This is a genomic window from Paraconexibacter sp. (assembly GCF_059438195.1).
In genome coordinates this window covers 1-12,249 of sequence record NZ_JBLKKY010000032.1, presented here as the reverse complement: position 1 = coordinate 12,249, position 12,249 = coordinate 1, and the positions used below count along the sequence as shown (strand labels likewise).

Annotated in this window: 12 protein-coding genes and 1 tRNA gene; 9 read left to right on the top strand and 4 right to left on the bottom strand. The window is 72.8% G+C overall.

All coding sequences use genetic code 11. From position 1 onward, the window contains the following. Nucleotides 1-59: 59 nt before the first annotated feature. The 3 genes from ACME2J_RS12165 to ACME2J_RS12155 all read left to right on the top strand — a co-directional run bounded on the left by ACME2J_RS12165 (nt 60) and on the right by ACME2J_RS12155 (nt 4,235). Nucleotides 60-905 carry an MEDS domain-containing protein gene (locus ACME2J_RS12165; RefSeq protein WP_495545183.1) on the top strand — a complete coding sequence of 282 codons (846 nt, stop codon included), beginning with the start codon at nt 60-62 and terminating at the stop codon, nt 903-905. After that, nucleotides 902-1,852, top strand: coding sequence for an anti-sigma factor RsbA family regulatory protein (locus ACME2J_RS12160; RefSeq protein WP_495545182.1), 951 nt, complete (start codon nt 902-904; stop codon nt 1,850-1,852). The genes ACME2J_RS12165 and ACME2J_RS12160 overlap by 4 nt, the downstream gene beginning before the upstream one ends. A 154-nt stretch (nt 1,853-2,006) precedes the next feature. Next, nucleotides 2,007-4,235, top strand: coding sequence for a SpoIIE family protein phosphatase (locus tag ACME2J_RS12155; protein ID WP_495545181.1), 2,229 nt, complete (start codon nt 2,007-2,009; stop codon nt 4,233-4,235). A gap of 11 nt (nt 4,236-4,246) precedes the next feature. Here the strand turns inward: ACME2J_RS12155 and ACME2J_RS12150 are convergent, their stop codons facing one another. After that, nucleotides 4,247-4,717 (bottom strand): nucleoside 2-deoxyribosyltransferase, encoded by a 471-nt coding sequence (locus ACME2J_RS12150; RefSeq protein ID WP_495545180.1) that lies wholly within the window; start codon nt 4,715-4,717, stop codon nt 4,247-4,249. Between the two features lie 29 nt (nt 4,718-4,746). Beyond that, a complete protein-coding gene (locus ACME2J_RS12145) occupies nt 4,747-5,877 on the bottom strand; it encodes an FUSC family protein (protein ID WP_495545179.1) in 1,131 nt (376 codons plus the stop codon). Nucleotides 5,878-6,117: 240 nt separating this feature from the next. Here ACME2J_RS12145 and ACME2J_RS12140 point away from each other — a divergent pair, with 240 nt between their 5' ends. After that, nucleotides 6,118-6,504 carry an FKBP-type peptidyl-prolyl cis-trans isomerase gene (locus tag ACME2J_RS12140; RefSeq protein WP_495545223.1) on the top strand — a complete coding sequence of 129 codons (387 nt, stop codon included), beginning with the start codon at nt 6,118-6,120 and terminating at the stop codon, nt 6,502-6,504. Nucleotides 6,505-6,632: 128 nt separating this feature from the next. Next, nucleotides 6,633-7,274, top strand: coding sequence for a response regulator (locus tag ACME2J_RS12135; protein ID WP_495545178.1), 642 nt, complete (start codon nt 6,633-6,635; stop codon nt 7,272-7,274). Nucleotides 7,275-7,282: 8 nt separating this feature from the next. On the opposite strand, the gene ACME2J_RS12130 is transcribed toward ACME2J_RS12135, so the two are convergent. Continuing rightward, the gene (locus ACME2J_RS12130) at nt 7,283-7,831 is read right to left on the bottom strand and encodes an NUDIX domain-containing protein (RefSeq protein ID WP_495545177.1); all 549 of its coding nucleotides are present in this window, start codon (nt 7,829-7,831) and stop codon (nt 7,283-7,285) included. Between the two features lie 184 nt (nt 7,832-8,015). Between ACME2J_RS12130 and ACME2J_RS12125 the strand changes: the two genes are divergently transcribed. The 3 genes from ACME2J_RS12125 (at nt 8,016) to ACME2J_RS12115 (ending at nt 10,123) form a co-directional block, all read left to right on the top strand. Then, nucleotides 8,016-8,088, top strand: a tRNA-Thr gene (locus ACME2J_RS12125). Between the two features lie 382 nt (nt 8,089-8,470). After that, nucleotides 8,471-8,728, top strand: coding sequence for a 4Fe-4S dicluster domain-containing protein (locus ACME2J_RS12120; RefSeq protein WP_495545176.1), 258 nt, complete (start codon nt 8,471-8,473; stop codon nt 8,726-8,728). Nucleotides 8,729-8,845: 117 nt separating this feature from the next. Then, nucleotides 8,846-10,123 (top strand): cytochrome P450, encoded by a 1,278-nt coding sequence (locus tag ACME2J_RS12115; protein WP_495545175.1) that lies wholly within the window; start codon nt 8,846-8,848, stop codon nt 10,121-10,123. A gap of 343 nt (nt 10,124-10,466) precedes the next feature. Here the strand turns inward: ACME2J_RS12115 and ACME2J_RS12110 are convergent, their stop codons facing one another. Continuing rightward, nucleotides 10,467-11,792 carry an IS256 family transposase gene (locus ACME2J_RS12110; protein ID WP_495545174.1) on the bottom strand — a complete coding sequence of 442 codons (1,326 nt, stop codon included), beginning with the start codon at nt 11,790-11,792 and terminating at the stop codon, nt 10,467-10,469. 202 nt (nt 11,793-11,994) lie between these two features. On the opposite strand from ACME2J_RS12110, the gene ACME2J_RS12105 reads away from it, so the two are divergent. Next, on the top strand, nt 11,995-12,216 hold the full coding sequence (locus ACME2J_RS12105; RefSeq protein WP_495545225.1) for a hypothetical protein: 222 nt from the start codon (nt 11,995-11,997) through the stop codon (nt 12,214-12,216). Nucleotides 12,217-12,249 lie beyond the last annotated feature (33 nt).

The window sequence follows — 12,249 nt, the reverse complement described above, 5'->3', positions numbered from 1 at the left end:
CGTCGACGATCGTCCCGCGACGGTTGACGCGCGCCCCCCGCGTCCCCCACTATCGGGGCATGAGGAGAGCGGAGGAGATCGAGAGCGCGCGCGGCTGCGGGCTCCACGACCACCTCTGCTGGACGTTCGCGAGCGAGCGTGAGCTGGCGGCCGTCGCGACGGAGTTCCTCGGCGAGGGGCTCGAGGCCGGCCTGAGGGTCGGCGTCGTCGCGCCCGGCGACCCGGTCGCCGCCCGCGAGCTCCTCCGCGGCCTCGGTGACGTCGAGGCGCTCCTCGCCGACCGGCGTCTCATCATCGAGCCGCTCGCCGCGCAGTACGCCGACGGCCGGTCGTTCGTCGCCGCCGCGCAGGTCGCCCACTGCGAGGAGGTCCTCGACGAGGCCCTCGCCGACGGGTTCGCGGGACTCCGCGCCGTCGCGGACGTGAGCACGCTCGTCGTCGACCCCGAGGCCCGCCGGCCGTTCGCGCACTACGAGCTGCTCGTCGACCGCCTCATGGCGCGGCGCCCGTTCTCCGCGCTGTGCGCCTACGACCGCCGGCTGCTCGGCCCGGAGGCGCTCGCCGAGGTCGCGTGCGTCCACCCGCTCAGCCCGGTCGGCCTGGCGCCCTTCGCTCTCGCCGCGGACGGCGGGGACGGCGCGCTCCTGCGCGGAGAGCTCGACCTCGCCGGCGCCGAGCTCTTCGCCCGTGCCCTCGCGGCGATGCCGGAGCCGCCCGCGGACGGTCGGCCCATCGAGATCGACGTCCACGGCCTCGAGTTCGCCGACCACCGGGCGCTGCTCCTCCTCGAGCGCCACGCGCGCGAGCGTGCGACGCGGATCGTCCTTCGCGGCGCGACGCCGACCCTCGGCCGCGTCGCCGAGCTGCTCGAGCTGCACTCGGTCGAGGTGGAGGTCGGGGCGTGACGGCGGGTCCCCCCGCCCATCACGACGGCTACCTCCACGCGCTGGCGCTCCACGAGGGCGACGACGAGCTGGTCGCCGTCGTCGAGCCCTTCGTCCGCGAGGGGCTCGCCGCCGGCGAGGCGACGATGCTCACGTTCGACGAGCCCGCGCTCGGCGTCGTCCGCGAGGCGATCGGCGACCTCGAGGGCGTGCTCCTCCCGAACGGGACGGCGCGGAGGGACAACCCGTCACGGGCCCTCGCGGACCTGCGACGCCAGTTCGCCGAGCTGCTCGGGGCCGGCGCCACCGCGATCCGGGTGGTCGGGGACGTCCCCCACCGCGGGCGCGGCGCCCCGTGGGAGGCGTGGCTGCGCTACGAGGCGGCGGTGACCGGCGCCCTCGCCGAGCTCCCGCTCTGGGGCGTCTGCACCTACGACCGCCGAGTCACGCCGCCCGAGATCCTCGACGACGTCCTCGCGACCCACCCCTACCTCGTCGAGCCGGGCGGGATGCGCCGCAACCCCTGGTTCCTCGATCCGGCCGCGTACCTGCGTGAGCGCGCCCCCGGGCCCCTCCTCGGCGACGGCGCGGAGCTCGGCCCGCCGGACCTCGACCGGCGCGGCGTCACGCCCGCGGAGGCGCGGGCGGCCGTCGCGGGCGCCGGGGAGGCTCTGTCGCCCGAGGCGCTCGCGCGACTGCGGCTCGTCGTCTCCGAGACCGTCGCGAACGCCGGCCTCCACGGAGCCGGGCACGCGCGGCTGCGCGTGTGGGTGGAACCCGACCGCGTCGTCGTGGTCGTCTCCGACGAGGGCGAAGGACCCGTCGATCCGTGCGTCGGCCTCGCGCCGGTGACCGACGACCCGCTCGCCGACGGCGGTCGCGGCCTCTGGATCGCCCATCAGCTCTGCGCCGACATCGGCCTCGCCTACGACGAGGGGTTCGAGGTGCGGATGGTGCTCGACGCGTGAGGCCGGTCGAACACGCGCCGACCCAGTGGCGCGCGACGCGCCGCGCAGAATAGAGTGGCGCATCGGAACTCGACTGCGGAGACGGACGGACCTCGACGGCCGGCGTGGGCTCACGTGCCTGGTCGGGGGATGGGCCGTCGCGGCGGCCATCGGGGTGCGCGAGCGCCGTCGCGCGAACGCCGCGCGCGCCCGGCTCGGGCTCCTCACGCGGATCGCCGAGGTCGCCGAAGACCGCCCCGACCTCGCGACGACCGCACGACGACTCGCCGACGTCCTCGTGCCGGAGATCGCCGACGCGTGCGTCATCGACATCGTCGACGACGGCGTCCCCCGCCGTCTCGCCGTCCGCGTCGAGGGGCCGGAGGGCGAATCCCTCGCGCACGCCGTCGCGCGCACGCCCGTGTCCGCTTCCGAGGTGCTCGGCACGGGGACGCAGGCGACCTCGCGGGCGCGTCTCGTCTCGACCGACGCCACGCTGGGTGCGAACGACCGCGCTCTCCTCCACGAGCTCGGCGGTCGCTCGGCGGCGCTCCTCCCCCTGCGGATCGGCGGGCGGCCGGTGGGCATCGTGCGGCTCGTGCACACGAGTCGCTCCACCCGGAGCTTCGCCGAGGCCGACATCCCGTTCGTCGAGACGGTCGGCGAGCGGCTGGCGCTCGTCCTCGAGAACGCGGGCCTCTCCTCCGAGCTCGCCGCCGCCGAGCACCGTCTCGGCGTCGCGCTCGGGGCGATGGACGCCGCCGTGCTCATCCAGCGCCCGGGCCGGGGCATCGTCTACGCGAACGGGGCGGCCGCGCTCGCGATGGGGCTCCCCTCGCCGGAGGCCGTCGTCGCCGCGACGGTCGAGGAGATCGCCGACCGGTGGCACGCATGGCACGAGGACGGCACGCCGCTGCGCCCCGACGAGTACCCGAGCCGGAGGATCCTCACCGGTGAGAACCTCGCGCCGCCCCCGCTCGTCAGCCGCGGCATCCACCGCGACACCGGCGAGGAGAAGTGGCTCTTCGTCAAGGCGACGGCGATCCTCGACGACGACGGCCGCGTCGAGATGGCGGTGAGCATCTCCGAGGACATCACCGCGCTCAAGCGCGCGGAGCTCACGCAGCGCGTCCTCGCCGAGACCGGGGCGGCGCTCTCGTCCTCGATGGACGACGACGCAACCCTGCAGGCCGTCGCGCAGGTCGCCGTCCCCGAGCTCGCCGACTGGTGCGCCGTGACGCTGCGGACCGACGGCCCCGAGCTGCGGCTCGCAGCCGTCGCGCACCGCGACCCGGAGAAGGTCGCGTTCGCACGCCGCTACGGGGAGCGGTTCCCGGCTCGCGTGGACGCCTCGACCGGCTCCGGGGAGGTGGTCCGCACCGGGATCGCGCAGCTCCACCGCGACGTCTCCGACGACCTCCTCAGCGCGTCGATCCTCGACGAGGAGCAGCTCGAGGCGGTGCGCGCGGTCGGCATCCGGTCGGTCGTCCAGGTGCCGCTGCTCGCCCGCGGCGGCGACGCGGTCGGCGTCCTCAGCCTCATCAGCGCCGAGTCCGGCCGGGTCTTCACGGCCGCCGACCTCGCGCTCGCCGAGGAGCTCGGCCGCCGCGCGGGGCAGGCGATCGAGACGGCGCGCCTCTACACCGAGCGCAGCCGGATCGCCTCGACCCTGCAGCGCAGCCTCCTCCCCGAGCAGCTCCCAGCGGTCCCCGGGGTCGCCTTCGCGAGCGCCTACCGGCCGGCGGGCGAGGAGAACTGGGTCGGCGGGGACTTCTACGACGCCTTCGCGACGCCGGCCGGGTGGATGGTGACGATCGGTGACGTCGCCGGTCAGGGCGCGCCCGCCGCCGCCCTCACCGCCCAGGCGCGACACGCGCTGCGCTCGGCGGGCATGCTCACGGGCGACCCAGCGGAGGCGATCGCGCACCTCAACGCGCTCCTCCTGCCGCGCGAGAGCCTCGCGCTCTGCACGGTGTGCGCCGTCCTGCTGCCCGCGGCCGGCGGGCCCGGAGCGGCCCGCGTCGTCAGCGCCGGACACCCGCGGCCGATCATCGTCCGCGACGGGGTGACCGCGGAGGTCGCCGAGACGAGCCCGATCGTCGGCGCGTGGGAGGTCGGCTACCGGGCGGCGGAGGTCCCCCTCGTCGAGAGCGACGTCCTCGTCCTCTACACCGATGGCGTCCTCGACGCGCGCCGCGGCGCGGAGCGCTTCGGTGAGCGGCGGCTCCACGAGGCTCTCGCCGGCACGACGGACGCCGCCTCCGCCGTCGCGGCGATCGAGGCCGCCCTCGACGCGTTCCAGACCGGCGCGCAGGCCGACGACACGGCGATCGTCGCGATCGAGCGGGTGGCGGTCACCGCCGGCTCCGCAGGGGAGCGGGGGACCGCCGACCACGCGGGCTGACCGCCGCGGCGTCAGGACGCGGCGCGCACGCGGAGGCGCTCGACGAGCGCGTCGAGGCGGTCGACGACATCGCCGCCGGAGGCGCGGACGAAGTGCTCGACCTGGAGGTTGACGAGCGCCCCGCGCTCCCCTGCCTCGCGCCAGTCGCTGCGCATCGCCTCGATGCGGAGGCCGAGGGCCGCGGCGAAGCCGACCTCTGCGCAGGTGCCGGCGTCCGGCTCCTGGCCGTCGAGCACCGCGACGAGCAGCTCGCACGAGCGGATCGCCTCCTCGTTGCGACGCCCGATGCGCCGGTTGAGCTCCGCGAAGCGGCCGGCGGCCTCGAGCTCCGCGACCTCCTCGGCGGGCGTGAGCGACCACGGGTCGACGATGTCGACGACGTCGTCGAGGCGGGGGAGGAGCGTCTCCCGGTAGTAGGCCCGCCCCGCCTCGGTGAAGCCGTGCGGGGAGGCGACGTAGGTGCGGGGACGGGCGCCGGCCACGGCGGGGAGGCTCGCAGCGCGCCCGGACGTCAGCGCCGGCCGGCGCCCGGCGTCGCCGCCGCCTCCCGGATCGCGTCCGCGGCGGCCTCCGGCGTCGCGCCGAGCGCGACGAGGAGGTCGCTCGCCGTCGAGCGGACCTGCCCGATGACGACGCTCACGCTGAGGTTCCCGGTCTTCTCGAGGGCGAGCGTCGCGCCCGCCGCGGCGGCGAGCGCGGCGCCGCGGGCGTCGACGACGAGAGCCGGGTCCTCGAGCGCCCGGCGCACCGCGCGGACCGCCTCCGCGAGCTCGCGGACACCGTCGGCGGCCTCGGGCGGGACGTGCGCGGCGAGGTTCGCAGCGCGCACGGCCCCACGAGCGAGCACGCGGCCGTTGCGCACCGCGAGGTCGATCTGCGGCGCGGCGTGCGCGTACCTGATGACGACCGCGCGCTCGCGGCGGCGCAGGGGCGCGAAGCGCGCGGTCTCACGGCCGACCTCGACGGCCGCGCGCAGCTCGCCGACGGCCCGCTCGAGGTCGCGCATCCCCGCAAGCGCCTCGACCGCCTCGTCGTGGTCACCGGTCGCGAGGGCGTCGGCCGTCGCGTCGAGGAGCGCCGCGAAGCGGTCGAGGACCGGGCGCACGTGACGGCGTGCGAGGCGCACGGGGTCGATCGGCAGGAGGTAGTGGATGGCGATCGCGACGACGCCGCCGATGAGGGCGTCCACGGGCCGGGCGAAGTCGAACTCCGTGGGGACGTCGATCGTCGTGACGAGGACGGCGCTCGACGCCGCCTGGCCGACGACGAGCCGGGAGCCGCCCAGCGCGATCGCGGCGACCATCGCGAGCGCGACGACGAGCGCGATCTGGAGGGTGCCGGACCCGAGTGCGATGACGAGGGCCTCGGCGACCGCGACGCCGAGCGCGACGCCGACCGCGATCTCGGCGGCGCGCTGCGCCCTCTCGCCGACGACGACGCCGAGGGCGACGATCGCGGCGACGGGCGCGAAGAACGGGTCCGAGTGCCCGGCGACCTCCACCGCCACGAGCCACGCGAGCGCGGCGGCGAGCGACGTCTGCGCGACGGCGGGCGCCGTCGCCCGGAGGCGACGACCCGTCGAGAGTCCCGCGGCGCGCAGGGCGGAGCGGGAGGGGAGCGGGTGTCCGAGCGGCGCCGGCAAGGCCCGAGGGAGGATGCCAATCGGTAGATTCGGCCGCCCATGCAGACGATTTTCAAGAAGCTGAGCGCCCTGCTCGCGGCCGTCTTCCTCGCCGTCGGGTTCGCGGCCTGCGACGACGACGAGCGCACCGTCGCGGACGTCCGGGGCGAGGAGACCGAGGAGACGGCGGAGGCCGGCGAGACGGGCGGCGAGCCCGCGGCCGAGGAGCCGCGCCCGGCCGAGGACGTCGATGTCGGCGAGATCTCGACCGACACCTCGACGAAGCCCGAGATCGAGACGCCGAGCGGCGACGCGCCGCCGACGCTCGTGACGCGGGACATCGTCGACGGGGAGGGCGAGGTCGCCGAGGCCGGCGACGTCCTCACGATGCAGTACGTCGGCGTGTCGTTCTCGAACGGCGAGCAGTTCGATGCGAGCTGGGACCGCGGGGAGCCGTTCACGTTCACGCTCGGCGCCGGCGAGGTCATCCCGGGCTGGGATCAGGGGATCGCCGGGATGAAGGAGGGCGGCCGCCGCCTCCTCGTCATCCCGCCCGACCTCGCCTACGGCGAGACGCCGCCGCCGGGCATCCTCCCGAACGAGACGCTCGTCTTCGTCGTCGATCTCATCTCGGCCGAGGGCGGCTGAGGCCGTCCGACCCCTGGCGCGGGTGATGAAGTTCACCTGCGCCGGGGGTCGAACTTCCGGCGGGCCCGCGCCTACCCTCCACTCACCGCAGGCAGGTAACCTCAGACTCCGCTGCGGTGAGGAGCCGAATGACCGCCTGTCGCACCACCGTCTACGTCGCCGACGACCATCCCGTCTACCGCGAGGGCGTCTCGCGTGCGGTGAAGGCGCGGCCGGACCTCGAGCTCGTCGGTGAGAGCGGGGACGGCCGGGAGGCGCTCGCGGCGATCCAGTCGCTGCGTCCCGAGGTCGCGATCCTCGACGTCCAGATGCCGGGCCTCCAGGGGCCCGAGATCCTCCACGCGCTGCGCCGGGACGGGACGCCGACGCGCGTCGTCCTCCTCAGCGCGCATCTCGACAGCGACACCGTCTATCGAGCCGTCGCCTCCGGGGCGGGCGGCTACCTCACGAAGTCCGCGACCCGCGAGCGGATCTGCGACGCGGTCGCGGCGGTCTCGCGGGGCGAGGTCGTCCTGGCGGCCGAGGTGCAGGCCGGCCTGGCGACCGAGATCGTCACGCGCGAGCGCGAGGAGCGCCCGGTGCTCACGCCGCGCGAGCGGGAGGTCCTCCAGCTCACCGCCGACGGCCTGAGCGCGCCGGCGATCGGCGAGCGGCTGCACCTCAGCCAGAGCACGGTGAAGACGCATCTCAAGAGCCTCTACGAGAAGCTCGGCGTCGCCGACCGGGCGGCCGCGGTCGCCGGGGCGATGCGCCGCGGCCTCCTCGAGTAGCCGTCGCCTCAGCTCTCCTGCGCGAGGAGGTCGCGGAGCGCGTCCTCCGTCGACCAGAAGGCGAGCTCGTCCCACGGGATCTCGGCCGGGGCGAAGCACCGGACCTCCGTCGCCTCCGGCGTCGTGCGCGGCGTCTCGGCCGTCGTCGCCGAGTAGACGACGAGGACGACCCGGTCCTGAGGGCGCGAGTAGACGCCGACGAGCCCCGTGAGCTCGATCGCGACGTCGATCTCCTCGCGGGTCTCGCGGTGCGCCGCCTGCTCCGTCGACTCGCCGAGGTCGACGAACCCGCCCGGGAACGTCCACAGCCCGCCACCCGGATCGAAGCCCCGGCGCAGCAGCCACACGTGCCCGTCGCTGGCGCGGCGGGGGATCGCGCACGACACCGGCTTCGGGTTGAAGTACTCGACGTACGAGCAGGTCGCGCAGCGCAGCAGCCGCGGGAAGTCGACCTCGACCTCCGCCGCGCAGCGCGGGCAGTACCGGGTCTGGGCGAGCGCCGGGTTGAGCCCCGGGGCGTGATGGGCGGACGAGTGGTCGTGCGGAGGCTCGGTCATCGGTTCCCGGCTCCGACCGTACCCGCCCGGGGCGATGCGGGTGCGCCCGCGCGCCGCTCGCCGTCCAGGCGCCCCCCCCCCAAGCGGCCGAGAACTCAAAGGCGGTCCCTCACCGGCACGATCTGGGTTCTCGCCGCCCGCGCTCCGCGTCTCGGGGCCCGGGCGCGCTACTCTCCCGGGACGCGCCCTCTTAGCTCAGTTGGTAGAGCACTTCCATGGTAAGGAAGGGGTCGCCGGTTCGAGTCCGGCAGAGGGCTTGGGCACGATATGCAGCGATAAGCCCGCAAATGCGGTCTTTCTAGGCCCGCAATCGGGCCTGCGCGGAGGTACGTATGTGGTCACGTAGGCGCAGATTTCGACACGTTTGACCGTACGGCGACCGTACAGCGGGAGCTGGATGGTCCGCGGGACGGTGCCATCCGCGACGGCCATCACACGGCACCGCCACCGCATACTACCGGGCGACGACCCCGAGCCTGCAGGCCGTGGGCGCGCATCTGACGCGGTCACGGCCGACCCCGACGCGCCCTGCCGCAGCAGAGCAAGCCAGCTTGACTCAGTTCATCAGACATATAGTACGTATACGGAGTATCCTCCACTGCGTTCACTCGACCCACCCCTTCGAAGGAGCGCAAGGAAGTGGCTTACGTCATCACGCAGCCGTGCATTGGTCGGAAGGACAGCTCGTGCGTCGAGGTCTGTCCAGTGGACTGCATCCAACCATCACCGGACGACCCGGCATACAAGTCGGCCGAGCAGCTCTATATCGATCCAGAGGAGTGCATCGACTGCGATGCGTGCGCCGAGGCGTGCCCAGTCGACGCTTGTTATCCCGCCGATCGGGTGCCGTCCGAGTGGGCAGGCTTCATCCAGCGAAACGCTGAATACTTCGAGTAGGCCGGCGCTCGGCCGTCACCGCGTGCGCCGACGCCGATGCTCGGTGCTCTTGACCGAACGGCCGCGCTGCCGATACGGTACTCCGTACACGGACTTTATCGCCGAAGGAGCTGAGACATGTCGTCCTCTGAGAGCACGTCACCGGAGCTGTCCGGGTCGGAGGGTCGCGGGGTTCCGACCGTGGACTTCGACCACCACACCGAGGAGTTCGCAGTGGACTGGATGCGGATCTGGCGAGAGCTCCGCACGCAGTGCCCAGTCGCGTACACCGAAGCTCACGGCGGGTACTACGTCTTCTCGGGCTACAACGAAGTGGCGGAGATCGCGCGCGACGACGACCACTTCTCGTCCTACAACGACATCGAGGGCGGGGGAGCGAACGGGACGGGGATCTTGATCCCACAGGGGCCGGTTCGGCAGCTCATTATCGAGCAGGACCCGCCTGAGCACCGGGCTCTCCGGCGTGTGATCACCCCGTGGTTCACCCCCGGGGCTATCGACAAGCTCAGCCCTCTCATCGAGGAACACACGACTCGATGCATCGACGACATCATCGAGGCGGGTGAGTGCGACCTCATCGCCGACGTCGTGGGACGGATCCCGGCCGCTGTGACGCTTGCGGTCATCGGCCTGCCGCTCGACCGTGCCGACAAGTACGGCGAGGCGTTCCACAGGTGGCTCTACACGACACCGACGAAACCAGAGTTCCAAGAGGTCGTCGAACTGCTGATGCTCGTCGCCGGCGAGGTCCAAGAAGCGATCAAGGACCGTCGCGCCAAGCCCACGGACGACATGGTGAGCCACCTGTGCGAAGTCGAGGTCCTCGGCTCGAGGCTCAGCGACCAGCAGGTTCTCGAATGCATCATGACGCTGCTCGGCGGCGGCCTCGACACGACCACGAGCCTCGCGGCCAACGCGCTGGTCTGGCTCGACGAGCACCCTGAGGCTCGCGAGGGATTGCTCGACCCGAAGGCGATGGATCTCGCCTGCGAAGAATTTCTCCGCTACTTCTCTCCGATCCCGGCGCTTGCGCGAACCGTCACAGAGGAGTACGAGATCGGGCCGGCGAAGCTCTGCCCGGGCGACCATGTCCTCATGGGCTGGGCCGGCGCGAACCATGATCCTTCGGAGTTCGAGGACCCAGACGAGGTGAAGCTGGACCGGTTCCCGAACCGGCATACGGCGTTCGGTCTCGGCGCACATCGCTGCCTCGGATCGCACATGGCGCGCGCTCAGTTCAAAGTGATGATCCGAGAAGTGATCAAGCGGCTCGGCGACTATCGCCTCGACTCCGATCGGGTTCAGCACTATCCCGACATCGCGATCGCCAACGGATACATCTCGCTCCCCGCGAGGTTCACGCCCGCCCAGCGCGTCGGCACCGCTGAGACGTAAGCTTCCTGCGGTCCCGAGCGTTGCGAGCCACGTGGCTCGCGAGGAACGCGCCGCTGCGTTCGGCGCGCCCTCACCGGGCGCCGCACGGCAGCGATGCCGCCGACTGATCCGCGCGCGTCGCCGGCTGCCGGCCCGCCGGCCCGCGGCGTTCAGCACGCGGGCCTCCGTCGGCTGTTTCCGATCTCTCAGGGCTTGGTCGTCGGGCGCCGCGTCAGCCCAACGAGGCCAGTCTGCTCGTGACCGGACCAAGCGGTCTAGCAGGACGAGGCCTCCGCACTGTCGGCGCCGCGTGAAAAGAGGATGTCCCGTTCGCCGTGGAACTTCTCGGCGGCGGTCCCGGTGATCAATGAGTCGCGGCGAGCGTAGCGGCCGGCTTGGGGGTCGTGGTGGGCGCGGTCGGCGGCATGGCCGTGGCTCGGCGTGCCGCAACGTCGCGCTCGACCGCGATCGTGAGCTTCGCGAGGTGCTGGACGCCGATGATCTTGCGGAACTGCTGCTCGGCCTCGAGCATCCCGGCGGCGGTCCATCTGAGGCACATGTCGCCGGACTGCCAGCGCTTCACGTTGCGTGAGGTGCGGCGGACGAACTCGATCATCGACTCGGTCGGGTTCGTCGATGAGAGGGTGCGGCGCAGCTGCTCCGGACAGCCCAGGCGCTGCAGCGTGAGCGTCTCTTCGAGACCTTTGCGCAGCGATGCCGCGGCGCCCGGATGCGAGCGTGCGAGCTTGTCGGCGAGCATGATCAGCTCGTCGAGCGCGAGCTGGTGATCACCCGTCTTCCACGCGGCGCGAAGCCGGCGTCTGACGACCGGCCGGTCGTGCTCGGGAAGATGATCCAGGACGTTTCTCTCCTTGTGGCGGATGCACCGCTGCACCGGGACGGCGCCGAACACTTGGTCGACCGCGGCGCGCAGCGCCTTGCCGCCGTCCAGGACGACCAGAACACCTTGGTCGACATCGAGGCCGCGGTCGACGAGATCGGCGAGCAGGTGCCGAGCGACCGTCTGGTTCTCCGTCGAGCCGTCCCAGAGCCCGAGCGGGACCTTCACCCCGTCGGTCGTGACGCCGAGCGCGACGACGCAGCAGCGCCCTTTGAGCTCGATCCCGTCGAGCATCAACGCCGCCAGGCGGACGTCTGCGAGGTCTCGGCTCATCAGGGCGCGCAGGTGCTCGGTCGTGCGGCCGACGAACTGGCGGCTGACGGCCGACTTCGAGGTCGACCGCTCAGACGCGGCGACATCGTCACCGACCGGCTCGCGCGTCCTGGCGAACCGCCTCGTCGAAACGCCGGCGAGCATCTGCTCGAGCACCACGCGGGTGAGCGGGTCGCGGTCAGCGAAATGCGCGTACGTCTGAAGGCCGATCTCGCCGCTGCCGTCCGCGGCACGCACCCGCGGACGCCGGACACCGACACGACGCCCGCCGAGCGTGACCTCCCCGGCTTCGTGGCCGTGACGGACCGCGACACGGTCCGGGTCACGTCGGCCCTTCGGCCCGACGACCTCGCAGACCTCCTCCTCCATCAGCGTGTCCAGCACCCCGAGGCCGACACCGACGCTCAACGCCAGCAGCCCGTCCTTGGCGGCATTCACCAGCTCGCCGAGCGCCTCCTGCACCACGGGCGGCAGCGCGAGCTCGCGGTCGTCGGGATCCTGCTCTACGTTCTTCATGGCGGTTCTCCTCGTCTCGGATGGACTTCAAGCACCCGTCACGCTCGCGCAACGAGCGGACGAGGCGGGAGAACCGCCGCCTACAAAGTTCCACGAGCCCACGGGACAACCTCGTGAAAACTGACGCCCCCTCCGAGGCTGTCGCGCAAAGCCGTGGCTTGGCCGGTCGGAATGCGTCCGGCTCGGTCACGACGATCGGTTGATGCCGCAGAATTTCTTGGCGTGTGATCGCGAGCAGGAGCTGCTGCTCCCGCCGAGCCTGCGCGAGTGGCTGCCGGTCGATCACTTGGCGTGGTTGGTGCTCGATGTCGTCGACGAGCTCGATCTCGCCGAGTTCCGTGCGCGGCCCAGGACGCCCATCAAGGGCATCTGCAGGCCCGCGCGGATCTCGAGGCACAGCGCGGCTAGCCCGGATCTTGCATGAAGCAGTAGCGGCCCCGGGGACCGGGGCCGCTGA

What these genes read in the sequence shown, in the direction of transcription:
- ACME2J_RS12165 (WP_495545183.1), top strand. Translation starts at nt 60, where the DNA reads ATGAGGAGAGCGGAGGAGATCGAGAGCGCGCGCGGCTGCGGGCTCCAC.
- ACME2J_RS12135 (WP_495545178.1), top strand. Translation starts at nt 6,633, where the DNA reads ATGACCGCCTGTCGCACCACCGTCTACGTCGCCGACGACCATCCCGTC.
- ACME2J_RS12130 (WP_495545177.1), bottom strand. Translation starts at nt 7,831, where the DNA reads ATGACCGAGCCTCCGCACGACCACTCGTCCGCCCATCACGCCCCGGGG.
- ACME2J_RS12115 (WP_495545175.1), top strand. Translation starts at nt 8,846, where the DNA reads ATGTCGTCCTCTGAGAGCACGTCACCGGAGCTGTCCGGGTCGGAGGGT.
- ACME2J_RS12110 (WP_495545174.1), bottom strand. Translation starts at nt 11,792, where the DNA reads ATGAAGAACGTAGAGCAGGATCCCGACGACCGCGAGCTCGCGCTGCCG.
- ACME2J_RS12105 (WP_495545225.1), top strand. Translation starts at nt 11,995, where the DNA reads ATGCCGCAGAATTTCTTGGCGTGTGATCGCGAGCAGGAGCTGCTGCTC.